The sequence below is a fragment of the Aquiflexum sp. TKW24L genome (assembly GCF_023502205.1).
Classification (GTDB): Bacteria; Bacteroidota; Bacteroidia; order Cytophagales; family Cyclobacteriaceae; genus Cognataquiflexum.
This window is the reverse complement of record NZ_JAMFLG010000021.1, coordinates 16,210-40,639: the sequence shown is the minus strand read 5'-3', so window position 1 is coordinate 40,639 and position 24,430 is coordinate 16,210. Positions and strand designations below refer to the sequence as shown.

At 42.3% G+C, this 24,430-nt stretch carries 19 protein-coding genes; 9 read left to right on the top strand and 10 right to left on the bottom strand.

What is annotated here, in order from left to right; genetic code table 11:
- Positions 1-10: 10 nt before the first annotated feature.
- Genes M3O96_RS14205 through M3O96_RS14195 form a run of 3 tightly spaced genes read right to left on the bottom strand, consistent with a single transcriptional unit; the run spans position 11 to position 2,997 of the window.
- Positions 11-1,060, bottom strand: coding sequence for an efflux RND transporter periplasmic adaptor subunit (locus tag M3O96_RS14205; RefSeq protein ID WP_249721540.1), 1,050 nt, complete (start codon positions 1,058-1,060; stop codon positions 11-13).
- A gap of 10 nt (positions 1,061-1,070) precedes the next feature.
- Positions 1,071-2,396, bottom strand: a complete 1,326-nt coding sequence (locus M3O96_RS14200) for a TolC family protein (RefSeq protein WP_249721538.1) — start codon at positions 2,394-2,396, stop codon at positions 1,071-1,073.
- Between the two features lie 16 nt (positions 2,397-2,412).
- The gene (locus M3O96_RS14195) at positions 2,413-2,997 is read right to left on the bottom strand and encodes a TetR/AcrR family transcriptional regulator (protein ID WP_249721535.1); all 585 of its coding nucleotides are present in this window, start codon (positions 2,995-2,997) and stop codon (positions 2,413-2,415) included.
- Positions 2,998-3,154: 157 nt separating this feature from the next.
- Between M3O96_RS14195 and M3O96_RS14190 the strand changes: the two genes are divergently transcribed.
- Positions 3,155-3,397, top strand: a complete 243-nt coding sequence (locus M3O96_RS14190; RefSeq protein WP_349630849.1) for a transposase — start codon at positions 3,155-3,157, stop codon at positions 3,395-3,397.
- Positions 3,398-3,933: 536 nt separating this feature from the next.
- Here the strand turns inward: M3O96_RS14190 and M3O96_RS14185 are convergent.
- Complete coding sequence (locus M3O96_RS14185; protein WP_249721531.1) at positions 3,934-5,313, bottom strand: MBL fold metallo-hydrolase; 1,380 nt, start codon at positions 5,311-5,313, stop codon at positions 3,934-3,936.
- Positions 5,314-5,932: 619 nt separating this feature from the next.
- Positions 5,933-7,306 carry a hypothetical protein gene (locus M3O96_RS14180; RefSeq protein WP_249721529.1) on the bottom strand — a complete coding sequence of 458 codons (1,374 nt, stop codon included), beginning with the start codon at positions 7,304-7,306 and terminating at the stop codon, positions 5,933-5,935.
- Between the two features lie 325 nt (positions 7,307-7,631).
- Between M3O96_RS14180 and M3O96_RS14175 the strand changes: the two genes are divergently transcribed.
- The 5 genes from M3O96_RS14175 (at position 7,632) to M3O96_RS14155 (ending at position 13,812) form a co-directional block, all read left to right on the top strand.
- Positions 7,632-9,428 (top strand): hypothetical protein, encoded by a 1,797-nt coding sequence (locus M3O96_RS14175; protein WP_249721526.1) that lies wholly within the window; start codon positions 7,632-7,634, stop codon positions 9,426-9,428.
- 130 nt (positions 9,429-9,558) lie between these two features.
- Complete coding sequence (locus M3O96_RS14170; protein ID WP_249721523.1) at positions 9,559-9,756, top strand: hypothetical protein; 198 nt, start codon at positions 9,559-9,561, stop codon at positions 9,754-9,756.
- Positions 9,757-9,826: 70 nt separating this feature from the next.
- Positions 9,827-10,921, top strand: a complete 1,095-nt coding sequence (locus tag M3O96_RS14165) for a DUF8744 domain-containing protein (RefSeq protein ID WP_249721521.1) — start codon at positions 9,827-9,829, stop codon at positions 10,919-10,921.
- 86 nt (positions 10,922-11,007) lie between these two features.
- Complete coding sequence (locus tag M3O96_RS14160; protein ID WP_249721518.1) at positions 11,008-11,382, top strand: hypothetical protein; 375 nt, start codon at positions 11,008-11,010, stop codon at positions 11,380-11,382.
- Between the two features lie 159 nt (positions 11,383-11,541).
- On the top strand, positions 11,542-13,812 hold the full coding sequence (locus M3O96_RS14155) for a TonB-dependent receptor domain-containing protein (protein WP_249721515.1): 2,271 nt from the start codon (positions 11,542-11,544) through the stop codon (positions 13,810-13,812).
- A gap of 53 nt (positions 13,813-13,865) precedes the next feature.
- Here M3O96_RS14155 and M3O96_RS14150 read toward each other — a convergent pair whose 3' ends face one another.
- The gene (locus M3O96_RS14150) at positions 13,866-14,492 is read right to left on the bottom strand and encodes a class I SAM-dependent methyltransferase (RefSeq protein ID WP_249721513.1); all 627 of its coding nucleotides are present in this window, start codon (positions 14,490-14,492) and stop codon (positions 13,866-13,868) included.
- A gap of 176 nt (positions 14,493-14,668) precedes the next feature.
- Here M3O96_RS14150 and M3O96_RS14145 point away from each other — a divergent pair, with 176 nt between their 5' ends.
- Positions 14,669-15,106 carry an RrF2 family transcriptional regulator gene (locus M3O96_RS14145; protein ID WP_249721510.1) on the top strand — a complete coding sequence of 146 codons (438 nt, stop codon included), beginning with the start codon at positions 14,669-14,671 and terminating at the stop codon, positions 15,104-15,106.
- Between the two features lie 6 nt (positions 15,107-15,112).
- On the opposite strand, the gene M3O96_RS14140 is transcribed toward M3O96_RS14145, so the two are convergent.
- The 4 genes from M3O96_RS14140 to nrfH are packed head-to-tail and all read right to left on the bottom strand — an operon-like array spanning position 15,113 to position 21,750.
- Entirely contained in the window at positions 15,113-18,238 is a 3,126-nt protein-coding gene (locus tag M3O96_RS14140; RefSeq protein WP_249721507.1) for a cytochrome c biogenesis protein, read from the bottom strand.
- 3 nt (positions 18,239-18,241) lie between these two features.
- Positions 18,242-19,570: an alginate export family protein gene (locus M3O96_RS14135; RefSeq protein ID WP_249721504.1), complete on the bottom strand. Its 1,329-nt coding sequence runs from the start codon at positions 19,568-19,570 to the stop codon at positions 18,242-18,244.
- 26 nt (positions 19,571-19,596) lie between these two features.
- A complete protein-coding gene (nrfA, locus tag M3O96_RS14130; RefSeq protein WP_249721501.1) occupies positions 19,597-21,090 on the bottom strand; it encodes an ammonia-forming cytochrome c nitrite reductase in 1,494 nt (497 codons plus the stop codon).
- Between the two features lie 27 nt (positions 21,091-21,117).
- Positions 21,118-21,750, bottom strand: coding sequence for a cytochrome c nitrite reductase small subunit (gene nrfH / locus M3O96_RS14125; protein WP_249721499.1), 633 nt, complete (start codon positions 21,748-21,750; stop codon positions 21,118-21,120).
- 459 nt (positions 21,751-22,209) lie between these two features.
- Between nrfH and M3O96_RS14120 the strand changes: the two genes are divergently transcribed.
- Complete coding sequence (locus tag M3O96_RS14120) at positions 22,210-22,773, top strand: fasciclin domain-containing protein (protein ID WP_249721497.1); 564 nt, start codon at positions 22,210-22,212, stop codon at positions 22,771-22,773.
- A 137-nt stretch (positions 22,774-22,910) separates the two neighbouring features.
- Positions 22,911-24,359, top strand: coding sequence for a PhoPQ-activated pathogenicity-related family protein (locus M3O96_RS14115; protein WP_249721495.1), 1,449 nt, complete (start codon positions 22,911-22,913; stop codon positions 24,357-24,359).
- Positions 24,360-24,430 lie beyond the last annotated feature (71 nt).

Here is a 24,430-nt window from a genome sequence, read left to right as displayed (position 1 = left end):
AGCGGACTGGTTAAAAGATAGGAGTGAGGTTGGCACCTTCAAAGACATTGATCACACCACCGATGACGAGGGTATCACCTTCGTAAAGTCCGGAATCTACCAGGACTTTGTCCTGGATTCGTTTGCTGATGGCGATCGGGGTAAGCTGTGCTTTTCCGTTTTTGATCAGATAAACTTTGGGTTCGAGGTCTGACCCCACGATGGCCGATGAGGGTATCAGGATTCCGTTTTGAATGCTGGGGTCTGATATAGAAACTTCCCCCAAAAATCCTGCTTTGATCTTAAGGTCATTGCTGTTGCTGACCTTGAGTTCGACAGGGAAACTATTTCCCGGATTGCTTTTGAAGCCTATCATGGATACTTTTCCAGTTGTCTTCATATTGATCACTGGGACCAAGATGTCGACAGTCTGACCATTTTGGAACAGGCTTAGGTCTTGTTCCGAAACCTGTATCAATAGACTCAGGTCTTTTAGATTGGATACCTGAACCAAAGGTTTGCCGGGAGCAGCAAAGTCTCCCAATTCGGTCATTTTTGCTGTGACAATCCCATCAAAAGGCGCTCTGATGCTTGTTTTTTTGATTTGCTCCTGAAGGGATTGGTGTTGGACCGTTGCGGATTTCAGGGCCATTTCGGTTTTTTCAAGTTGGATTCCCTGGATGGCGTCATTTTCTACCAATATTTTATACCGTTTCAAATCCGATTCAAGTCCTTCTATCTGGACTTCTACGGCTTTTTGTTGCCATAGCAGCATCGTGTTGTCTAGCTGTATTAATACTTGGCCTTTCCGGACAGGGTCGCCGTTTTCTACCATGACGGCATTGACTTTTCCCTGCAATTCCGCACTGAGGATAGATTCTTTTTGGGCCACAAATGCACCTGTAAAAGCAGACTCCTGCTGCACAGACTCTTTGTTCAGCTTTTGGGCCATCACATTGATATTTTGATCCTTGTTGTAGTTAAAGACCCTTTCCGTGGCAATTTGCTTGTTGGAAAAAAGCTGGAATGCTATCGCCGCAACGATAGCCAATGGGATGAGAATATAGAGTAGCTTTTTCATGGTTTCTCTTTCAGTTGAGGAGTGTTCCGTTAAGTTTTTTGATTTCAAGGGTAGCTGTGAGGTATTCGACCATGGCCGAGAGGTATTGCTGCTGACTGTCTCTGAGGGCATTGTCAGCCAATAGTACTTCTGTCAGGCTGGCGATTCCCTCACGCTGCTGGAGCAGGGTCCGCTGATAGACCGACTCGGCTAATGTGATCTGCGAAAGGTTGGTTTGGAGTTGTTGTTTTGCCTGTTCCTGCTGTTGTCTGGCATTTTGACTGAGGACATGGGTCTGTTCATTGACAAAGTCTTTTTGAAGTTGGCTGTTTGCCAATTCATATTTCTTGGCCCGGATTTTTTTCTGCATGACCGTGCCACTGAATAGGGGGTAGTTCAGTTGAATGCCTACAAAACTCACCCTGTAGAAATCAAGAAATGCTTCAGGTTCGCCATTGAAACCAAAACCCGTGGTCCCATAATTGCCATAGAGCGACAATTGTGGGATGCGGCTATTGTGTAAGGTTTTGAGTTCCTGTTGGACGATCTTGTACCTGCTTTCCTGAATGAGGATGTCGATGGTATTTTTACTCTCCAAAGATTCCTCCTCAGGGCTGTGGATGGTGGTAGGGACATCAAAATCTCTGTCTGCTTCTATTCCCATGGAAAATTTCAGCAGATTCAAAACAGACTCGTATTGCCTCAGGATTTGTGACCGCTGCGTCTGGAGTTGTTGGTTTTGAAGGACCACCTTGTCCAATTCCGTTTTTTGAATCATGGTCTGTTCATAAAGTAACTGGATGTTTTTTTGCAGTTTTTGGCTGTTCTCGAGGTTTTTGTCTATGAATGCCAATTTGTTTTTCAGGATTTGGGCATTGTAATAGAGGTTTGATATTTCGAGGTAAATCTGTTCCCTGGATTTGTTTTCCTGCAGGAATGAAAGGGCTTCGTAACTTTCAGAAACTTTGATTCCACCCATGATCTGTGGATCATAAATGGGCATTTTGAAAGACAGGTTTGCCGAAATATTATTGGGAACGCCAAATTGAATGGGTCTGAATATGCCCTCCTGACCACCAAAGGCAGCCTGTGGGAGGAGCTGATAAGGAAGGTCTGTGTAGTACCGGTAGTCTCCCTGAAGGAATAGCTTGGGAATCAACTGTGCTTTGGCTTCCTGATTTTTGAGACCGGCAATGTCCGTCTGGTTTTTGGCCATCAGGATGTTCTTGTTGTGGACAAATGCCGTGTCGATACAAGCCTCAAGTTCCCATTCTCTGTTTTGGGCATTTACCGAAAAGGCCAAGACCATGAGCGGTAGGACCAATCTTAGCTTTAGTATGTGAGTATTTACTAACATAATATGTCAAATTTTTTTATGGTTTAATGATCGTCAAAAGGCTCTCAATGATGTTTTGGCCATTTCTTCTGAGGTCAAATTGGAAATTGGCGATTTTCCATTTGAACATCTGTAATCGAAATGACCCAATAATGATGTGCACCAATTCCTCGGAGGTGATAATTTGGGTAAATATTCCTTTTTGCTGACCGTCCATGATGACCGGCATGAGGTAATTGATTTTGGTCTGCATGAGGTGGAGGATGGCTTGATTGATTTTTTCGCTTGCTTCCAATAGTCCATCCGAAAATACGGCCACAACAAAGTGGGGATTTTCGCTAAAGAAATCGAACTGACTTTTGAAAATAGCCTTGAATTTGGATTCAGGAGTATGATTTTCATTGATGGCTGCTGCTAGTCTTTGATCCATATCTGCCATCAGAAATCCCAATAACTCTATGATAATCGCTTCTTTGTTTTCAAAGTGTCTATATATTGCAGCTTCAGAAAAGCCCATTTCTTGGGCAAGTTTCTTGGTAGTCAAGCCGCTTACACCTGAGTTGGAAAGGATCTTTCCCGCAGCTTCTATAATCTCTTTTTGTCTATCCGAAATCTCTTTCATATTGTAAGTTAGTATTCACTAACAAATGTAAAAATAAATTATAGAAATAAAAACATTGTCCTAAATATTCTCAAAAAATAAGGTTGCGTCTTGATGTTCATTCGGCTATTCTGCTTCCTGTTATCCTGCTTCTCCAGAAGCTGGATTTACTGATTTTTTGATTTTAACACAGAGCTCACAGAGGGCGCAGAGAAAAGGTCTCGAAGTGAACCGATTCCGTTATCCTGCTTCACAGGTCGAGTGGCAGGATGAATATTTTGCGGTTTCGGTTTCTGAATCGATGATAGATAAGGTGAGGGATTATATCAAAAACCAAGAAGAGCATCATCTTAAAAAATCATTTCAGGAAGAGTATGATGAGTTTATCAGCAAATATGGGCTTGAAAAATTCAAAGAATAGTTTGGCTAAAGCCCAATTGCATATTGAATTCATTTTGCCTCCAGCTAAAGCAGGAGGCAATTCAAATGGGATTCATCAATGGGATTGAAATTTGAGAAGGATTGGGCTTTAGCCCATTCCAGGCAATTCAAATGGGATTTGTCATAAAATTGAAATGGCATTCATCAAATGGAATCCAAATTGAATAGGAATGTGGCTTTAGCCCATTCTCCAAATCGAGAGGTAATTAATTGATAGGCTTTAGCCAAAAAGTTATTTGGCTAAAGCCTATTGGTGTTTTTGAATCCATTTTGCCTCCTGCTAAAGCAGGAGGCAATTCAATTGGGATCTTTGTATGAATTTGATTGAATAAACAATTGGATGGAACCTAAATTGAATAGGAATGTGGCTTTAGCCCATTCAATGAAGTTTGATAAAATTACAAAATTGGCTTTAGCCAAATATTCCTTGTCAGGTTTGAATCCATTTTCCTTACACCATAAAATAAAAAAAGAGGACCTTTCAGTCCTCCGTTTGGTTCTGGGAATCAAATAGTATTAAGCTGTCCAATCGACATAGCCACCTGAGTAATTCAGGACATTGTCAAATCCATTTGCTCTCAATATAGAGTAGGCGATAGCAGCCCTTGCGCCGCCTTGGCAGTGGATTATGACTGGTTTGTCTTTGGATACTTTGTCAAGGTTCAATTGAAGTTTACCCACAAAGAGGTTGTCCGATGAATCTATTTTTCCTTTTTTGTATTCCGCCACACCTCTGACATCGACTACTTGCACATTTCCTTTTTCAAGTTTGGCTTTGACAGTTTCTTTGTCGATAGGATTGTAGCTTTCGAGTTGACCTACTTCAAATGCAGCCAACTGATCCGGTGTGATAAATCCATGGATATTGTCCAAACCGATTCGCATCAGTTTTCTGGTCAGGTCTTCGATTTCGGATTCTTGGGCGATAAGGACAAACTGCTCCTCATAGTTCAGGTACCAACCCATCCAAGTGGAGAAAGAGTTGTTGTTGCTGATGTTCAGCGTGCCTTTTAGGAAACCTTTTGCATACTCTTCCCAAGGTCTGGCATCGATGATTTTCAGGCTTTCTTTTTTGGCTTTTGCGAATTCATCTTTTGACAGGTTTTTGATCTTGGGTACTTCAATCAGCAACTTTCTGTCCACCTTGTTGAGTTTCTTCATCATGGCGAAGTACTTTGGTGGTTCAGGCTGGTCAGCAAGGAGTTCCTTGGCAAATGCCGCTTTGTCATCGAGTAGGTTCAATGCCCAGTTTCTGATCTTCTCATAACCGACGGTCGTCATCGGTACTGCGCCTAAGGCTTTGCCACAGGCAGAACCTGCACCGTGACCCGGCCAAACTTGGATGTATTCCTGGAGTTTGGCAAAAGATTGCAGTGAATCATACATCTGTGCGGCACCGATGTCCTGTGTACCTTTGATGCCTGCTGCTTGCTCCAGCAAATCCGGTCTTCCTACGTCTCCCACGAATACGAAATCTCCGGTAAAGAGCATCGCTGGTTCGGTGGTAGCCGGTCTGTCTGTCAACAAGAAGCTGACACTCTCAGGCGTATGACCCGGCGTATGGAGCACCTCAAAAGTGATATTTCCCAATTTGATGATGTCGCCGTGCTTGATTTTGTTGTGTGGAAATTCGTATTTCCAGTCCTTGTCACCCTCATCAGAAAGGTACATCTCAGCACCTGTCAAGGCGGCAAGCTCTCTGGAACCGCTCAGAAAATCTGCGTGGATGTGGGTTTCGAGGATGTGGGTGATTTTGAAGTTATTGGCTTTGGCAATGTTGAGGTAAGTGTCTACGTCTCTTTTTGGGTCAATTACGGCAGCGATTCCGCTCGCCTGACATCCGATTACGTAACTTGCTTGCGCCAGACTTTTGTCATAAACTAATTCGAAGAACATAATTTTTATTTTTTTCTTGTTTTCAATGTGTAAAAGAGAATTGCTTGTCGGAACAATTTCAATCCTTTGGAAGGTACAATTTTACGGACAAGTTGAGTCATTTGGTGTGACTATTGGCACGGATAATTCCTTGGATAGCTAGAATTTTTTACGGGGCGTCACTCTGAGTCCCCAACATTTTAAAATGTTCAGAAAAGGAATAACGGTTGTTGCGTCATCTTGAATCCGAGGTACAGCCAGTCCCGTTTTCTTCGGGAAGGATGAAAGATCTCAGAATAAAAGAGACTCTTCGCTACACTACCAATGACATAAATGGCCCCTCGGCAAGCTCGGGATACTAGTGTTTGGTTATTTAGGGGTCGGGAGGGGAAAAGCGGCACCGCCGCTTTTCCCCTCCCGACCCTCTCCCAAGAACAACCGCGGTGGCCGATCCCGATCGCTATCGTGGACGAGGCCAATTTATTTCACATTAATGTAATTACTCCTTCCGAACACTCGAATTAATGTTGACTACTCAGAGTGACGGCCCGGATATTCACGTCATTGGTAACCCAGTGAAGAGTCTAAATCAATGAGGAGATGGTTCAAACGTTCCGCATGACGTGTATATGAAACAAACCTAGAAGGCAAGCTTCAGGTTGACCAAAGGATTGGAAGCGATGGAATTGACTCCCAATATTCCTGTTGGGGCGGCCATTCTTTGGTTGACAAAATAATTTTCAGGGGTCACCTCCATGGTGAATTTGTAGGGCTTGTCCTTGTTGATTTTGCTGAGGAGATTTCCCGCGAGGTTGTCTTTTTTATACTTGCTAAAAAGGACTTGTTGGGTAGCAAGGGCAAGAACTGAAGGAACTCCAATCCACACAGCTGGGGATTCCGCCTCAAAAATTGCTGCAATCCCAAGCCCGACGAGGGCTGCGCCACCGGTAGAAAGTGCGATGGTACTTCCTTGTCTTTTGTTGAGGTAGACTCCTTTGACTGCTTTTTGACCTAGCATGGTACCGATGACAGTACCTGCTACAGGAATTAATATTGCAGCTCCTGATGCATCATCTTGTAAGACTTCTGCAGCAATTGCAAAACCAATACCAGTGGTAGCAAGGGTCATAGCGGAGACATTGTCGATATCACCTTTGGTGTAATCATATTTTTCGGACACCTTATTGGCTACGAGGATTCCACCGACTCCACCAGCCAAAAGAGCCGCACCATATAGATTTGAGTTTTCCGATTCTGCCGTAATCAAAGCCGCTGCACCAAGCCAAGGTCCTATGATGCCGTAATGCCTGACGAGCTCGATATGTCCTTCTGAAAAGTTTCTGTTCTTCTGTAATTTAAAACCGACTTCTCCCAATGCGATACTTCCCAAAGAAGAGAGCCCAAAAGCGATTTGAGCAGCGTTGTCTGATTGACCTCCCACAAGTAATCCTAAAGAACCACCATAAATCAATCCAAGAAATTTCCCGGTATTGCTGGCACGGATGACAGGACGGGTGATGTTTTCATATTTTCTGGGTGCGATGACCGGTCCCAATGCCCAAAGTCCACCAGTCAATAAGGGGATTCCCACGGCGGCTGCACTGCTGATTTCGGCAATGGCTACCAAACTTGCTCCGTAATAGGCCCCATACAAGATATTGGTAGCATAATCCCTTCCCCTCCATTCAAATTCTTCTTCAACAATAATCCTTTGTTCGGGCCCCATCAATTCCCTGTCCCATTGGTCTTTCATTTTGGAATAAAAGGCTTTTTCATCTTCTGAAAGCCTCTGGTAATAATTGGAAAGGTAAGTCTCTAAATCCTGCAAATAGGAAGTTTCATCAGCTGTAAGGGTTATGCCGTTAATGTTTTTCTGCTTGATGATCCTGTAGGTTTCCTTGTTGGATTCTTCCCAATAACCTCGGGCGGTGTAGATACCCTGTGCATTAACTTGGGAAAAAAAGGCAAAGGCAATGAAAAAAAGGAAAATTGAACAATAGTAGTTGGGCTTCATATATGAAATGGGTTAGTTTGACTCAAAGAAATGAAATCTTGAATAGAAGAAACAATTGAATTTAAATAATTGCCAAAAATTGTTACGCAGTTCTTACTTCTTAGGTTGTTAGGTTTTCGTGGGTAATGGATCTTTTTTCAGTCATCTAATAATTATCACACAAGTTTTATGACAGGTCTCGTGGGTTATCAGGCCCCATTTTTCATTTTTCCTGACCAAAATCATATTCTCTAATGATGGAGGTTTCCTAATTGGCCTACCAATGCCTTTAGCTTTGCCTTCTTAAAATTTGTCTTAAGTATAAAAATCGATCAAGCTCTCGCATATGTTCAATTCCCAGACAACCGCACATAGTTTCCATATCCCGGTCATGGGATTGGGTTTCACCGCTGACACCCCGATCAAAGTTGCGAAATTCGGGATTTCCTCCGTGGTCTCCATCATGGATGACCACATGCTGGAAGATCTAAGACGGATTTACAGCAGAAAGCTCCAAATCCCTTACATCCCGATTGACGACAAAACCGATGATTCGAGGGCAAACAGGATCAAGGCTTACCTCAATCTTTTGCATACTGCTGTAAATAAGCAAATTGAGGACATCAAAACCCAATCTTTCGAATACGGCATTGCTATCAATGAATACTTCAATTTATTGCCCGACAGTCATGGCATGAAAATGCTCTATGAAAAAATGAAGCAGGAGGTAGGAGAGGTAAAAGAAGCCCTTCAGCAAAGATTGAAAGAAGCGATTTCGCCCGGAAAAATTGATGTCAATATCATGACCAAAGTGGATAAAATCAACTTTGACAAAGATGGAAATGAGTTGCCTCGGGAATATTCAGATGCCCTCTCTGCATTAAGAGGATTTGCAGAAAGTGATTTGGAATCTTCTGTCGTGTTTTCTGCCGGGATGAATCCTGCGCTCTATGGCTATGCAGAGCAGTTTGCGGATTTTTTTCCTGATGCAAATGGAAAAATCAAAAAAGGAATAATTCTCAAAGTCAGCGACTATCGCTCAGCTTTGATCCAAGGTAGATTTTTGGCCAAAAAAGGATTGTGGATATCGGAATTTAGGATCGAATCAGGCCTCAACTGTGGAGGTCATGCCTTTGCCACGGACGGTTTGTTGATCGGTCCGATATTGGAAGAGTTCAAAAACAACAGAGCGGAATTGCGACAGGTATTGTTTGATACCTGCCAAAAGGCCCTGACTGACAAAGGGAATCACCTTCTTCCGGAAGATATCATGCCGAAAATCACCTATCAGGGTGGGATCGGTTCTGCAGCAGAAGACAAGTTTCTGATAGACCATTACCAACTTGACGGAACAGGCTGGGGCAGTCCGTTTTTGCTCGTGCCCGAGGCCACAAGCGTGGACAAGGATACCTTGGACAGGTTGGTCAAATCACGGAAATCAGATTATTATTTGAGTCATGCCTCTCCATTGGGTATCCCTTTCAATAATCTCCGGACAAGCAGCGGAGAAGAACAGCGGCTTTCAAGGATTGAGAAAAACAAACCCGGAAGTCCCTGTTACAAGAAATTCCTGTCTTTCAGCACCGAATTTTCAGCCAAGCCCATCTGCACCGCTTCGCGCGAATACCAGAACCTGAAAATGAAGCAATATGCTAACGGAAATACAACCTTGCCTGAATTGGAAGAGGTATTGGAAAAAGACTGCCTCTGCGAAGGTTTGAGTGCGGCTGTGATTTTGAATCAGGGAGAAGAACCAAGGAGAAACCTGAAGGCAGTCACAATTTGTCCGGGACCTAACTTGGCGTATTTCAAAGGAATTTTCAGTCTGAAGGAAATGTTGGACCATATCTATGGCAAAGCTGCCATTGTCCTCGATCCCGAAAGGCCGCAGGTTTTTGTGAAAGAACTGCAACTCTATGTGCAACATCTTCAACATGAGCTTAGCAAAACTATTCCCGAAAAAACACAGAAGTTTGAAACCTATATAGAAAAATTCAAAACCAACCTTTCTCAGGGAATTGCCTACTACCAAGATTTGGTTACTTCTTTCCCTATAGATACAGAGGAAGTGATAGAGAATATGAAGTCTCAGCTCTTGGAGTTAAAAGAAAAAATCGCCGGCCTTGAAATTGTAAAAGCCTAAGAAAAAATAATAAAGGATATTATTATCCGATAATATTTTTCTATTATATTTGTGTAGAAATGAAGGGGAGCGAAAGCTCCCTAAAGTTTGACAAAATAAAAGATAAAAACATCCTCTAAACGATTTGCAGATGAAAAATTTCCAAGAATTTAAAATGAGCGAGATAGTCGATACCGACTTCAGGGCAATAGGGGTTTTTGAAAAGCTTGGGATTGATTATACTAATTGTCAGGAAAAAACCCTGAAGGAGGTTTGCAAGAAGAAGCATATCACTCCGGAGGTGGTATTGGATTATATGGCTGAGGCTATCGTCCAAGACCTTTCCTGATCAAAAAATCAAAATATTTCACCTCGACAAATTGACCAAATCCCAATCCTATCATCAATAAGATCCGGACATGCATCTGCTCAAACCTCTTTACCTTTTTCCCCTTATCGTGTTGGCCCTGGTTTTGGGAGTCGCGGGAGGATGGGTCAGGATTGGGTATCTCGGGATGATGGTCCCTGGCACTGCGGCAAATCACGGGATATTGATGGTAGGAGGATTTTTGGGAACGCTTATTTCCCTAGAGAGGGCCATGGTCATGAAAAACAGAATATGGTTGCTAATTCCCCTCCTAAGTGGGCTTTCCATTCCGGCTTTGTTGTTGGTGCCGGGATGGCCCGCTTTTGGTCATGGACTGTTATTGGCTGCAAGCTTGGGATTGATGGTCATCATGTATTTGCAGTCAGTCAGACATCCTGTTATCTACCAATATGTGATGACAATGGGGGCTGCACTTTGGATGGCAGGAAATTTTGTTTTGCTTTATTCAGGATTTGTTCCGGCAGCAGTTCCTTGGTGGATGGGGTTTATTTTGTTTACCATAGTTGGAGAAAGGTTGGAGCTCAGCAAATTCCTTCCCACCCCGAAGTCTGCTAAAAATGGCCTTATTGTATTATTGGCCCTGTTTTTTATCGGAATTTGGATACCCTTTCATCGCTATGGCAATTGGCTGATGGGTACAGTGGCAATCATGATTTCCTTTTGGCTGTTGCATTTTGACATGGCAAAGATTGCTTCCAAGAAAGCCGATCAGTTCAAATACATCGGCATTGGTCTTAGGGTAGGATATGTTTGGCTGACTTTACATGGGATTGCACTTTGTTTCTTTGAGCCGCATGCCTTGTATTATGATCTGTATATCCATACTTTCTTCTTGGGATTTACATTTTCTATGATTTGGGCCCATGCGCCGATCATACTCCCGATGGTCTTGAATATTAGGCAAAATCCGTATCATCCCATACTTTGGATAGGGTGGGCAGTATTCCAATTGAGTTTACTGGGAAGGATTGTATTCAGTTTGATTGGCTTGCCTGAGTGGCGGACTTTCTTTGGCATGCTCAATGGATGGACCATTTTGGGCATGTTTGTACTGATGGCAGTCATCACTGTGATTAAAATAATTTTCAGCCAAAGAGAATTGGGTACTGTCAAAAGATTCAAGTAAAGTGTATGTAATGAGTTTGTAGAAACACCAAATCCTGTGACCAAAATCACGCATTGAAGTAGATTAATAGCACAAATTGCCCTGTCATGTTGAAAAGTACCATACATATCGTCTTCTCTCTGATTTTCCTGCTCAACGGCATGGTGTATTCAGTGATTCAGGTAGATTTTCATATGAACAGAGAGGAAATTTCTGCCCTTTTTTGCATCAATCAGGACCGGCCTGAACTCGAATGTAACGGCAAGTGTGAACTAGCCAAGAGACTCGATCAGGCGCAAGACCAAGAGAAAAACCAACAAAAAGTTGCTTTTGAGGGGTTCCTGCTCATCTATAGCATGCCCGTTACTGCTTTTAATATCCTACCGATTTGGAAGTCTATTGATCTGGTTTTTGGAGATTTAGATGAAAATCAAAACCAGCTTTTGAACATCGACGATTTTTTTCACCCACCGCAAGGTTGACCTCCTGATTTTCTACAACCACATCAGAAATTCTAGTCCTAAAAGTCATTGCTTTTAGAGGAAAGCTTTCACGATGCGGTCAATACTGAAACTACCTCAAAACAGAGTTAGACAGGGCCTCTCTGTTCAAAATATTTCAATCCAAAAGAATTTTCAATCATGAAATCTTATATACAATTCCAAAAATCCATTTTGTTGGCGATGTTTTTTCTTGCCTTGTCCATCAATAGTTCATTTTCCCAAAACCTTAAAAAATTTCAGGTTCTGGATCAGCAAACCCAAGAACCGATCATCGGACTTATTTACCTATATGCCTCCCAAAAGGGACTTTCTGACGAAAAAGGATTTATCCAATTCGAGTATGAGGCAGGAACTTCTATCCATTTTAGCCACATCAATTATGGAAAATGGACCTTGGAGGAAAGCTCGCTTCTAAAAGTATTAGAAACGGGAATTCTCTTTCGTCAGGAAAATATCCTCAACCTCCAGCCGGTGTCAGTCATTTCTCTTAAAATGACAGAAGAAAAAGATCAGAAAATCCTGATTTCAGATCAGGAAAGGCTTCACCATGACGCCGGAGCCATTCTCAATCTCAATCCGGTTGTTTCCTCCATCAGGAAAAGCGGCGCATTTGCTTTTGACCCTGTGATGAGAGGATTCAAATACGACCAACTCAATATCGTCATAGATGGATTGCAGTCTGCGAATGCTGCCTGTCCCAATCGGATGGATCCACCGACTTCTCAGATTGCGCTAAACAGAATCAAGCAGATTGAAATCTTAAAGGGACCCCATGCACTCCGTTATGGTATTGGATTGGGAGGTACGATCAACTTCATTCAGGAAGATCCCTTTTTTACTTCCCAAGGAGGTGCAAACGCGAGGTTTTCCACCATGTACGAATCCAACGGAAATGTGTTCAGAAACGAAGGAAGGGTCGGTTTCAACGGTCAAAAATATGATATCGGTGTACTTGGTTCTTGGTCAAAAGGAACTGATTACGTTGACGGAGATGGGAATATTGTTCCTGCAAATTTCCAAAGGGGAACTGTCGGGATGTTTGGAGATTTTAAGATTTCCAATTCTGATCTTTTGCAGGTGACAGTCAATAGGAATTTTGCGAGGAATGTGGATTTTCCGACTTTGGCAATGGACCTCCGGTCAGACGATACTTGGATGGGAAGCTTGAGACATTCCAAAACCTTTCAAGGTAGAAAACTACAAAATTGGAACACCTCAGGATTTTTCACATTTGTGGACCACTTGATGGACAATGGGTTGAGAGAACTCAATCCCCGCATGATGAATGCAAAAACCCCGGCCAACACCCAAAACCTTGGCGCCAGGACAGAAGGTCTCTGGCAGTTGGGAAAAGCTAAATTGTACGCAGGAGCGGACTTCAGGTCGGAAGCTGCCCAAGGAACTAGAGAAAGAGAATTTTTGATGGGGCCAAATGCAGGGAAGACTTTATATGACAATGCCTGGCAGGATTCCCGAATTACCAAAACCGGGGCTTTTGCTTCCTATCATGCACTGGTTGGCCCTTATGTGGTCAGCTTGGCAGGAAGGTTGGATGTGAACTATGCACAAGCCTCAGACAATGCTGAGGAATTTGTCAAAGTCAATCCTACCCAATCCATCACCCAACTCAATCCGGGGATTTCTGCAGGAATCAAGCGGGATTTGGGAGAGAATTTCAATGCAGGATTGTGGCTGGCCAGTGTCAGGCGGAGCGCCGGCATCACCGAGCGGTTTATCAATTATTTCCCTGTGGGAGTTGATCCTTTTGAAATGCTCGGAAATCCGGATTTGGCACCGGAAACCAACAACCAAGTTGATTTGGTTTTTGGATTTAGCAAATCAAAAATTTCAGCAGAAGTCAACTTGTTTGCGGCTTATTTGAGGGATTATATCACTGCCGAAAAAACCGACCTGAAGCCAAGAATCCCAACAAGTCCGGGTGTCAGGCAATATGTCAATGTAGATCGGGCTGTCAAAACCGGTTTTGAGGCGGCATTCAGTCAGGCATTATTTTATGGAATCAGCCATCAATTGATGGTGGCATATACCTATGGGCAAAATCTGGTGATTTCGGAGGCTTTGCCAGAGATCGCCCCAATGGATGTCAGGTACTCCATTTTGGGAAGTTATTTGGAAAATAAGCTACATTCTACCGTCAGGCTGAGGCATGTTGTTGGCCAAAACCGTGTTTCGGGAAGCTTTGGTGAAATGTCCAGCCCAAGGTTTACGCTTTTGGACATTGACGTTAGTTATGCGGTTTCTTCCGTTGTCGCTATCAAAGGAGGTGCACAAAACTTGTTGAATGAAACTTACTATGAGCATTTGAACAGACCGATTGCCTCTACCGGTTTGCCGCTTTTTGCTCCGGGAAGAAATTTCTTCCTGATGTTGAGTTTTAAATTTCCTTAAAAAATAGTGTTGATTGGTATGGAAAGCCGGCCCTTCCTAAGGGTCGGTTTTTTTTATTTTCCAATCTTTCTGAAACTACAAAAAGTATAATGTTGCTTTACGCCACTTGGGGTGATGTGGTCAGTGTGGAAGCAGTTGATTTTTTGGAAATAAAGGCTGAACACCTGAGTCAATTTCTCTATGGAATATTGGGTAACGGGAAGTCCGCTGCAATGAGTAGGACCGGTATCAGAGAATGTCCCGATAAACATCAAGCCGTTTTCTGACAAGCATTTATGGGCGATTTGGGCATATTTTTCAATTTCCTCTTGGTCCAGTATAAAGTGGAAAGCTGCCCTGTCATGCCAAACATCGAATTTAACTTGGGGCTCAAACTGGAGGACATCGGATTGAATCCAGCTCACTTTTGACGCATTTTCACCCAATCTAACTTGGGCTTTTTCGATGGCTTTACCGGAAATATCAAGGACATGAAGGTCTGTATATCCCAATTCCAACAAGTGATCAACCAAATAGCTGTCCCCGCCGCCGACATCAAGGACTTGGGCATTTTTGGGAATCTCCATTTCCTCAAAGAACGAAAGTGAAAGAGTAGGTATTTTTTGGTACCAGCCCACTTCCGTAAAGTTTTTTGTTTGATAGACTTTTTCCCAATGTTTCTCTTTTTCAGTATTTTCCATAATCCTGCCTTGCAGATTTGAATATATTTGGCACCACTAATTTTTTTCAAATTTGGGGTAAATGGATTTTTTGCTTTGTAATAAAAATTACTGAGAATAAGATTAAAATATCTTTTATTTGGGCATTTAAAAACTGAAATTGCAGCCCTCCGGAGTCAATTTAACCTCTACGTTCTATGTTTTCAAAATCCTGTCAATACGCCATCAAAGCAGTAATTTATATCCACAAGCAATCTTTGGATGGAAAAAAAGTCGGTGCAAAAGAGATCGGCCAAGAGATAGACACGCCTGATGCCTTTACCGCCAAGATTCTCCAGGTCTTGGTAAAGCAGCACGTAGTGGGTTCATTCAAAGGTCCTACGGGCGGCTTTTTTGTGGATAAAAGCCATGAATCCAAAACATTGAAAGATGTGGTTATGGCTATCGACGGAGACAACCTTTTTCAGGGTTGCAGCCTTGGATTGAATCAATGTTCAGAAAAAAATCCCTGTCCCCTTCATTTTGAAATTGTCAAAGTCCGCTCCAATATTCACTATATGCTGACTTCCAAAAGTCTGAAACAGCTTGCTGAGGAAGTAGGTGACGGTTCGACGGTTTTGGCGAGATTGGTTTAGATTTTTTTAAACTACGAGCTGCTTAATTTCAACTTCTTTGAGTTTTTGGTATTTGAAAATAGCGAATACAGAAATAGTCAATAAAACCAAAACAATCCAATAAACCCACATAGGAACAGGTACAGGATCTCCGGCCGCATAGGAGTGAAGACCTGACAGGTAATAATTCACGCCAAAAGAGGTCATGATTATGGAAGAAAATGCCCAAAGGCTTGCAAGATTGAAAACCAGTCCATTTTTGAATTTTGGAATCAGCCTGAGGTGCAATACAAATGCATAGACGATCACCGATATCAATGCCCAAGTTTCTTTGGGATCCCATGCCCAATACCTTCCCCAGCTTTCATTGGCCCATACTCCTCCAAGAAAAGTCCCAACACTGAGTAGAAACAACCCGATGGTAATTGACATTTCGTTTACCATCTGCAATTCGCGGATACTGCTCCACCATTTTTTCCCGGGATCAAAGGGCTTGAATATGATCAGGATCAAACTTAACAAGGCGATAATCGCTGCCAGAGCCAAAGGGGCGTAACTGCTTACAATAATGGCAACGTGGATTTTGAGCCAATAGGAATTCAGGACAGGCATCAGGTTGGTGATTTCGGGATTGAGCCAATCCAAGAAACCAACGAAAAGCAAGGTTCCTGAAAAAATGAGACCCAAAGGCAGGGTAAACTTTGACTTATTGGAAAATAAAAGTCCAAAAAGTAAGACTCCCCAAGCCACGAAAACGAGCATTTCAAAGCCATCACTCCAAGGTGGATGCTTGGCAATATACCACCTCAAACCTAGGTGGAAGGTGAAAGCCAAAAATCCAAGCCATGTCAAGATTTTCCCGACAAACCAGCTTTTTTTCCAGATGTTATCATCTTTGAAAAGCATCACAATTCCCAAAAACAACATAATTGTTCCCAAAAGCCAGAATATACCAAATAGCCTAGTGCCAAGGTTCAATTGATTATATAGAAGCTCAGCTTTGATTTCATTTGGAGAAGGGTAGACTTCTTCGCCGATTTTTTGCTGATACAATGCGATGTAGGAAAGTGTTTCTTCCGCATCTTCCCATTTTCCTTCTTCAATGCCTTTCCTAAGAGCACTGAGATACAATGGAGTGATATTTTTAACAAATACCGCGTCTTCTTCATCAAAGCCCTGCATATACTGCTGACCGGTAAACCAAGTGTTGTTATTGTCTAGTTTGTTTGGGAAAAGCCTGAGAAAATCTCCTGTCAGCAATCCATAGAAAATATTGAATCTTTCGTCTGTTTTGAGGAGTTCCTTATGTCCTTCATTCCTTTCAGCTGGCTTGAGCAGGTTGGCGGCTTCTACCAATTCCTGGATCCGATAATTCCCTTCGTCATCCAAAAAATCCTGAAAGCTGATCTTGTCTGTCGGTTCTTTGCCCAATAATTGAAATACTTCCATTGACTTTGCCTTGTCTATTCTGACTAGGGGCAATTGACTCATGGTAGCGGGGTCCATCTGGACTGCCAAAAGGAACTGTTCTGGGCTAAGCCTTATTTCGCCCTCCTCAACAGGTAAAGCCAAATAAGTTTTTCCTGAGAGTTTTCTGACAATTTCATTGGCAAGTGTATTCAAAGGCTTCATCCTTCCATCCAAATCCTGTACGACGAGTCTGCCGTAAAGCTCGGCTTGATCCAACGGAACTATGGATGATTTGATGGATGGCGCTTCTTGGGCAAATAAGTTTGCTGATATTCCAAATAAAATTAGAGTAGCAGCAACCGTTTTTTTGATATTGCCGAGTTTGGTGTTTAGAATTCTAAACCTGCTTCCTTTTGCAAAAAGTGTTAAGAACATCCCTACAGACAAAAGTAAATATCCAAGATAAGTGATATAAGTACCGGGTCGGTCCTGATTGACAGAGAGTACGGTACCCCTTTCATCCGTATCATAGGAAGATTGGTAAAACCTGAAACCCTTGTAATCCAATACATTATTCATAAAAATACGGTAGGGGAAATCTTCTCCTTTGTCCATGACCATTACCTCGCTTGCATAGCTTGCAGGACTTTGGCTTCCTGGATATCTTTCCAATTCAAAGGCATTGAGGTAAAGGCCAAATGGCAAATGGATAGGTTTTGGGCCATAGGTAATCGCGTATTCATTACCCTCATGTGAAAATGTGGACCAACCGGGATTGAAGCTTACCATTTTGACGTAGGCTTCTGAGAGGATTTTACCGGAATCATCCAAGACTTTATATTTTGCGACATCCAATAAATCTTTGGCGAGATTTGGATCTTCCTCAGCTATATAGCTCAATTTGGCGTTCTCATGGATTTCTTTTACTATAAATGCCCCACCTTCCCATTGGTAGAGTGTCCTCATTTGAAGTGGGTTGGATTCACCAGCATGTTGGTTGCCCATTTGTTGGGTAACCATTTCCATCAGCTGAAGATGTTGGTCTGTTTCAATGATCCAAGAGTCATTTTCTTTAAAAATTCTGATTGCATGGTTTGGATCATTTTTGGTGCTGAGAGAGATTTCTCCCATTTGGATATACTTTCCTTTTTCTATCAAAAAATCCTCTCGACCTGTCCCCATCGCCACTGCCAAATCAATAAAGGTTTCCTTCCCATCTAAAAACTCCTCTTTTGCACCTTTAATAAAATCCTCAAAGACCACCTCAAAGTTGCTGTCTCCGATTTTTGCAGATATGGTTTTAGGTTGGAAGTCTTTTGAAAGAAGCAGAAGGGGTTTTTGGAAAGAGCGGTTTTCCTGATTCCCGTTTTGAGTTATTTGTAAATAAGGTGAAGTAGTGTAAAAAGTGCTTTGCTCTTCGCCTTGGCGGATATGCATGATTCCTTCTTCACTGATATACCGCGTGACGCCGGCACCGATGATAATGAGCACAAACGAAATATGGAAAAGACCGATAGGCCAACGGTTTTTATGAAAAAGCTTGTATTGGCTTGTATGGGCTAAAAAGTTGACCGCCATCCAAACCATGATAAGTTCAAACCACCAAGCGTTATAAACGAGGGAACGGGCTACGGGGGTTCCATGGTCATTTTCTAGAAATGTAGCCACTGCCATGGAAGTACCAAAAGCTATAAACAAGAGCAAGGTAACTTTGGTGGAAAGGAGTATTTTGAAGATTTTCATGGGTCAGAGTAGTATCCCGATAAATTTATTTTTCATGGTTGGCCTGAAAATCAACATCAGGTAAGCCCAATTTTGGATTCCTTTTGGATTGCTGTTCTTTTGGACGTAGGCGAATGAATCTGTATTGAAGAATTGGCTATATCCACTTTGGATAGAAAAGGCATCGTTGACTATATAACCCAAGCTAAAATCCAACTGTGTTCCAAAGTAGGGTTCCAATTGATTTTGGCTTCCCGGTTCTTCCAATCTGAATATTTTGTTTTGGGCAAAGAATGCATGAATGTCTCCCTGAAGGAAGAGTTTCTTATTGAAAGCATACCTAGATCTTATAAAGTAATCCTCTAAACCCACGTTATCTTCATGTGTGCCTCCCACAAAAAACAGGTCCATGTAGCCATTAAACAAGTGGTTGGTGCCGTAAAGTGGGTTATAAGAGTTGTTCTTTTCAGTCTCGTTGTTAGCTGTGCCACTGAGATATTCTGCACCTACGGAAAGTGTCCAGACTTTTCCCTGTTCTGTATTGATAGGAAATGTATGGTTATATACCATACTCAGATTAAATGCATTGAGGCTCCTTCCTGCGACATCTTTACCAAACTGATGGTAATAAAATCCTGAGAGTTGGGAGTTTCCGGAAATGTATTTTAAGGTTGGGATTCCCAAAGTGGTTCGGTACCTGATCCCTTTATCCAAAAGAGCACCATTGGAATCAAAGTTTTGCCATTCTCTTCCATCATTCCATGCCAAAGCCGAAAATTGGACTTTTCCCCATTTATTTTCGTAGCGTACCATTTGCGCAATCTTGTATTGGTTTGGGATAAGAAAAGGCTGATCCACAAGGGCTTGTGAGGATTGGTTATATGCACCGCCAAAATGAAACTTCATATTCCCTTTCTCATGCATGACAAGAGCAAAATCATGTGCCCTTCCCTGCAATGCCCAATCCAGATTTCCAAGGAACCTGAAATTGTCATAGTTGAGCTCTTGTCTTCCCAATTTGACTTTCCAGGTCTCCGAGATTTTTGCCATTGCCCAAGCTTCGTGGAGGGAAAGGAAGTTGTCAGTAGCTTTTACTTGGGACGTGTTTCCCCAAACCCTGACATCTTGGATGCTCATGTAAAAAGAAAAATTTTCCATTTCATATGCAGCCTGTAACCTCGCCCTATGGCCTATGAATGCGAAGGGTTTTTGATTTTCGGAAATAAGTTTGCCAAAGCCATTTCTGAACTCTGAACGCTGAAGTATCTGTCCATCGATTTTGAATTGGGCATATGAATTCTGGAAGGAAAGGGCAAAAAAGATACCCCATCCTAATAGCAATAGCTTTTTCATAGCTTAGGAATTAAAATGATTGATTGTTATTTGCTGCTAAGGACTTTTACTTCTTTTTTGGCTTCGCGGGCCTTCCCATCTTTGAGCCATTGAGGAACTACCTGCTCCAGAAATTTGGTTTTGTCCAACCTTTCCTTTTCCATATCAAGACCAATGTAAGCTTGTAAGGCTGATTTGCTTTTAAAGTCCGGCATCTCCACAGGCTTATTGTGGCCCAATGAAGCCAGCAACCTCGTCAGTTGGATTCTGCTTTCTTGGATGGTCCCCATTGCAGAAGTAATGATCCTGCTTGATTCTAATGGTGCATGAAAGGCACCCCCATGAGAAGCCACTACAAAATCCCATCTCCACTGTGCATGACGGATTCCTAGCAATATACCTTTCATTTGATCTTCAGTTGCACCCAATTCCCAAGCCTTTCCCGCTTCAATGTGAGCCATGGCTAGTTGTTTTTGGATACTGGAGGAACCTTCTTTTACTTTTCGTTGACGTTCATATACATCAGCCATCAAATCTTCCTGTTTTTCCCGGTGACAGACAAAACATGAATTCTCTACGTTGCTGAGAGGGGAGCCGATATGGTGGTCAGTAAATTTCTGTCCCCCCTCGTTTTTATATGGCATATGACAATCTGCACAGGAAACGCCTCTTTTGGCATGAACACCCATTTCAAAAAGCTCATAATCGGGATGTTGTGCTTTCAGCATCTTCGTTTTGCTGATAGGATGAGTCCAATCTGCAAAATCAATATTGTCATAATAAGCTTCCATGTCCTCCACAGTCATTCCATCTTTCCAAGGAAAGGTGAGGTAACTTGCTTTTTCCTTTCCGGGCTTTGTCTTGTCAAAGTAATATTCCACATGACATTGGGCACAGACCAAAGAGCGCATCTCTTGGTGGGAGGCCTTGTTGATATCTTTACCCATGGCTTCATAAGCTTCAATTAATGCAGGTCGTGTGATGGTCAAATTCATAGTTTCTGGATTATGACAATCGGCACATCCAATAGGATTGATTACCTCCGAACCCAAACTGGATAATTTGGTGCTGTAATATTCCGTCACTCCCATTTCGCTCATCAGTCTAGGTACATCGGGGCTTTTGCAGGTCCAACAGGTGCTGGGCATCACACCATCACCGGGCTCCATAGGGGAGCCAATTCTAATTGAGTTCTGAACATCCGTAATGGCATAAGCATGACCTCTAGGTTGGTTGTAATCTTTGCTGAATGCATACCCTGCCCATAAAATCACCAGTTCCGGCTGGTCATCTAGTACGTCTTTGAAACCACTGGTATTGTACATACTTGTAAAAGTGGTGTCTTGGGTCTTCATATAAGATTGATACTGTCTGGGATAATTCAATCCCCAAACAGAATCCCTAGGTTCGATTCCTTCAATCTGTACCTTTGGTTGATAGGCAAACCTCGCTTCGGTTTTTCTATCCATTATAGAGTAGGCCAACATGGCCAGTAGAAAGACTATTACGGCTGTTAATCCAAAAAGAATCCAATTTTTCATAAGTTTGTGATTTTGAGAATGACGTTGTTATTGCTTGGTTTTTTGCATGCTTTCTTTGAGCCATTTGGGAATAATCTCCAGGTCAGGCGGGGCATGGGCCCGGATGGGTTCAATCTGATGCCCCACAGACGCTAGGCTTCTAACTTTCCCATGGGGAACTTCCCTATGACATTCCCAACAGATTCTGTCCGTTCGGTGGGGATGGTGGTTTTCTACCAATCCGATCAATTTTGCGTCCGTCACCTGATCTTCATGGCAGCGGATGCAGTTACTTTGAATTACTTTGATGGATGGTCCCAAGGCTTTGATAACCTGAGGTTCGGCCCTTAATGTAAAAACAGATGCGTGATACAAGCCATCTTTGGCTTTGAAAAAATATTTGTTTGCAATATTGTTATGAGGAACATGGCAGTCGTTGCAATGGGCAACTTCCCGGTGGGAACTGCGCGTCCAAGTGATGTATTGTGGTGTCATAATGTGGCAATTCACACACGCCTGTGGATCATCTGACAAGTAGGACGCAGCATTGCTTAAGCGTACCAAATAAATACCCAAGCCAAAAATTGCCGCAACCAAAACAATCGCATACGGTCTCCAAGCTCTAGGGGGAATTAAGCTGTATTGAAACAATTTTCTTTTGATGATTTGACGTTTACTCATTGGGAGTCTTTATTTAAAAGACAAAATTATCCTTTACATATACTTTAAATCATGACAAAAATCATACTATTAAAAAATAATTAAAATCTTATTCTTAGTTTAAGAATCTTGCCAGAGATCATTTTCAACAGAAACTACCTATCCAAATTCCTTGATAAAAAGGGGGTGATTTTACTTTCAGGAAATCAATTTCTATTTAGCGACAAGGAAAAAGGAAATTTAAAAATGGGCGGATTGGATTTGATTATTAAAATTACTGGATGATTTTCAGCTATAGTCAGGTTGGAGATGAAGTCAAAGACGGTGTTTGATCGAGGTTGGCCTGAGATTAATTAAGGTGTAAAACAATGCATATTAATTTAGGATTTTGTTAATGTTTTTGAGAAACTATGATTTTTATCATAAAGGATAAAAATATCCTTTATTATTTTTGTATCACATTCAAAACCCATAAACAAAATGAAATCACTAGTCAAACATTTTCCAATTCTAGCTTTAATGCTACTCATGATTGCCTGCGGTGGATCCGTAGAACAAAATCAAAGTTCAGAGGCTGTATCATCCCCAGCTTCAGTGGGTCAATCTGGAGTTAAGGATGATGTCTCCAATCCCAATGTTGTCCAGGTGGCTGTCGGTTCACCTGACCATACTACTTTGGTCGCGGCCCTTCAAGCAGCCCAATATGTAGATGCCTTGACCAACGTCGGGCCCTTTACCGTTTTTGCGCCGACCAATGCGGCATTTGATGCCTTACCTGCAGGTACATTGGAAACCTTGACCAAACCTGAAAACCAAAGGAAGCTAAGGGATATCTTGGAATATCATGTGCTTCTTGGGGTTTACAAGCCTGAGGGCTTTGTCAATGGAAGAAAAATGGGAACGGCCGATGGCAGGTCTGTGACAGTAGAAATAGCAGCGGATGGATCCATCCTGATCAATGGTGGAAAAATAATCGGAACTGTTCCAGCCTCTAATGGCATCATTCACGTAATAGATAAAGTTCTTGTTCCAGAAGATAAATAGATAAAGGTTGATTGGATTTTGAAAAGCCGGATTTTCTTTGAAATCCGGCTTTTTTCTTTTTTTCGGTATTCTTAAAATTGGAGAGTTGGCTTTTTTTTCAGTAAATTTTGAAATTATTAAAAATTAAAACCACCTCTATGAAACATTATTTTAATCTATTGATTTTTAGGGTATTGACCCTTGCCATACTTCTATTGGCTTGCTGGAGCTGTCAGACCAAACAGGAGGAAACAGAAACCTCTCCCCAAAAATCCAACACCCTGCTCAAGGATTATGTGCATGCGCCAGATTCCACATTTCGGTATGAAATCATCCATAGCTCACAAGGGGAAGGTTATGATTACCATGTCATCAAGATGTATTCGCAGCACTGGCTGACCAAGGATATTGTCGATGAGATTGAGTGGTGGCACTATGTATCGGTTGTAATTCCCAAAGAAACACCTTTTGAAACAGGGATGATGTACATTGGTGGGGGCAGTAAAAACTCCAAAATGCCCGAAGACCCGGATCAAATGATCTTGGCGGCAGCTTTACAGACCAATTCCATAGTGGCAAAAATCCATAATATTCCTTTCCAACCATTGGTTTTTGCCAATGATACTTTTGGAGAAAGGTATGAGGACGCGATCATTGCTTATGGTTGGAGGAAATTTCTGGAAGGTGGGGCAAAAGATGAGGATGCTTATTGGCTTTCAAGACTACCGATGACGAAAGCAGTCAAACTGGCCATGGATGTGGTCACAGAAGTAGCTCAAAAGCAACAAAATAAGGTAGTGGACAAATATGTTGTAGCCGGTGCCTCCAAAAGAGGATGGACAACGTGGACCACCGCCGCTGTGGATGACCGGGTTGTGGCGATCGTGCCGATTGTGATTGACCTACTTAATATCATTCCATCATTTCAACACCATTGGAGAAATTATGGGGAGTGGTCTCCTGCGGTGGAGGATTATAAGCGCGAGGGAATCATGGAGTGGCAAGGCTCCAAGGAGTACGACAGGCTTCTGGAAATCACTGAACCCTTTTCATACCTTGAAGAATATGATATACCAAAACTGCTCATCAACGCCACTGGCGATGAATTCTTTTTGCCTGACAGTTGGAAATTTTATTGGGACAGTCTTCCTGGCGAAAAGCACGTGCAGTATGTTCCCAATTATGGCCATGACCTGAGTGAGTCAGATGCATTGCCAAATATGATCGCCTTTTATCACTCCATTTTGAATGAAACCCCACGTCCAAAGTATGAATGGAAGATAGATGGTGATAAAATATTAATTACAACAGACCCAAACCAAAAACCAACATCCATCAAATTATGGACTGCGGCGAATGAAGAGGGTAGGGATTTCAGGATCTATGTTTTGGGTCCAAAATGGACTTCTTCAGAAATTTTGGTCAATGAAAGCGGAAGGTATGAAGTGCAGATGAAAGTCCCTCAAAAAGGATTCCAAGCTTATTTTGTGGAAATCACCTACCCGGGTGAAGCACCCATTAAAGTCACAACAGGCGTGGATGTCTTGCCAAGGACTTATCCTTTTGATCCTTATGTTTCAAAAGACCCGAAAGGAACGATGGAGTAAGGCCATCCATTTTAAGCTTAATTTCAATTAACCGAAGAGGGTCAAAAAAAAAGCCAGGAAATTTCCTGGCT

Bases quoted from the DNA above. Each gene is read 5' to 3' on its own strand.
- M3O96_RS14205 (WP_249721540.1), bottom strand. From the start codon at position 1,060: ATGAAAAAGCTACTCTATATTCTCATCCCATTGGCTATCGTTGCGGCG.
- M3O96_RS14200 (WP_249721538.1), bottom strand. From the start codon at position 2,396: ATGTTAGTAAATACTCACATACTAAAGCTAAGATTGGTCCTACCGCTC.
- M3O96_RS14195 (WP_249721535.1), bottom strand. From the start codon at position 2,997: ATGAAAGAGATTTCGGATAGACAAAAAGAGATTATAGAAGCTGCGGGA.
- M3O96_RS14185 (WP_249721531.1), bottom strand. From the start codon at position 5,313: ATGTTCTTCGAATTAGTTTATGACAAAAGTCTGGCGCAAGCAAGTTAC.
- M3O96_RS14180 (WP_249721529.1), bottom strand. From the start codon at position 7,306: ATGAAGCCCAACTACTATTGTTCAATTTTCCTTTTTTTCATTGCCTTT.
- M3O96_RS14175 (WP_249721526.1), top strand. From the start codon at position 7,632: ATGTTCAATTCCCAGACAACCGCACATAGTTTCCATATCCCGGTCATG.
- M3O96_RS14170 (WP_249721523.1), top strand. From the start codon at position 9,559: ATGAAAAATTTCCAAGAATTTAAAATGAGCGAGATAGTCGATACCGAC.
- M3O96_RS14165 (WP_249721521.1), top strand. From the start codon at position 9,827: ATGCATCTGCTCAAACCTCTTTACCTTTTTCCCCTTATCGTGTTGGCC.
- M3O96_RS14160 (WP_249721518.1), top strand. From the start codon at position 11,008: ATGTTGAAAAGTACCATACATATCGTCTTCTCTCTGATTTTCCTGCTC.
- M3O96_RS14155 (WP_249721515.1), top strand. From the start codon at position 11,542: ATGAAATCTTATATACAATTCCAAAAATCCATTTTGTTGGCGATGTTT.
- M3O96_RS14150 (WP_249721513.1), bottom strand. From the start codon at position 14,492: ATGGAAAATACTGAAAAAGAGAAACATTGGGAAAAAGTCTATCAAACA.
- M3O96_RS14145 (WP_249721510.1), top strand. From the start codon at position 14,669: ATGTTTTCAAAATCCTGTCAATACGCCATCAAAGCAGTAATTTATATC.
- M3O96_RS14140 (WP_249721507.1), bottom strand. From the start codon at position 18,238: ATGAAAATCTTCAAAATACTCCTTTCCACCAAAGTTACCTTGCTCTTG.
- M3O96_RS14135 (WP_249721504.1), bottom strand. From the start codon at position 19,570: ATGAAAAAGCTATTGCTATTAGGATGGGGTATCTTTTTTGCCCTTTCC.
- nrfA (WP_249721501.1), bottom strand. From the start codon at position 21,090: ATGAAAAATTGGATTCTTTTTGGATTAACAGCCGTAATAGTCTTTCTA.
- nrfH (WP_249721499.1), bottom strand. From the start codon at position 21,750: ATGAGTAAACGTCAAATCATCAAAAGAAAATTGTTTCAATACAGCTTA.
- M3O96_RS14120 (WP_249721497.1), top strand. From the start codon at position 22,210: ATGAAATCACTAGTCAAACATTTTCCAATTCTAGCTTTAATGCTACTC.
- M3O96_RS14115 (WP_249721495.1), top strand. From the start codon at position 22,911: ATGAAACATTATTTTAATCTATTGATTTTTAGGGTATTGACCCTTGCC.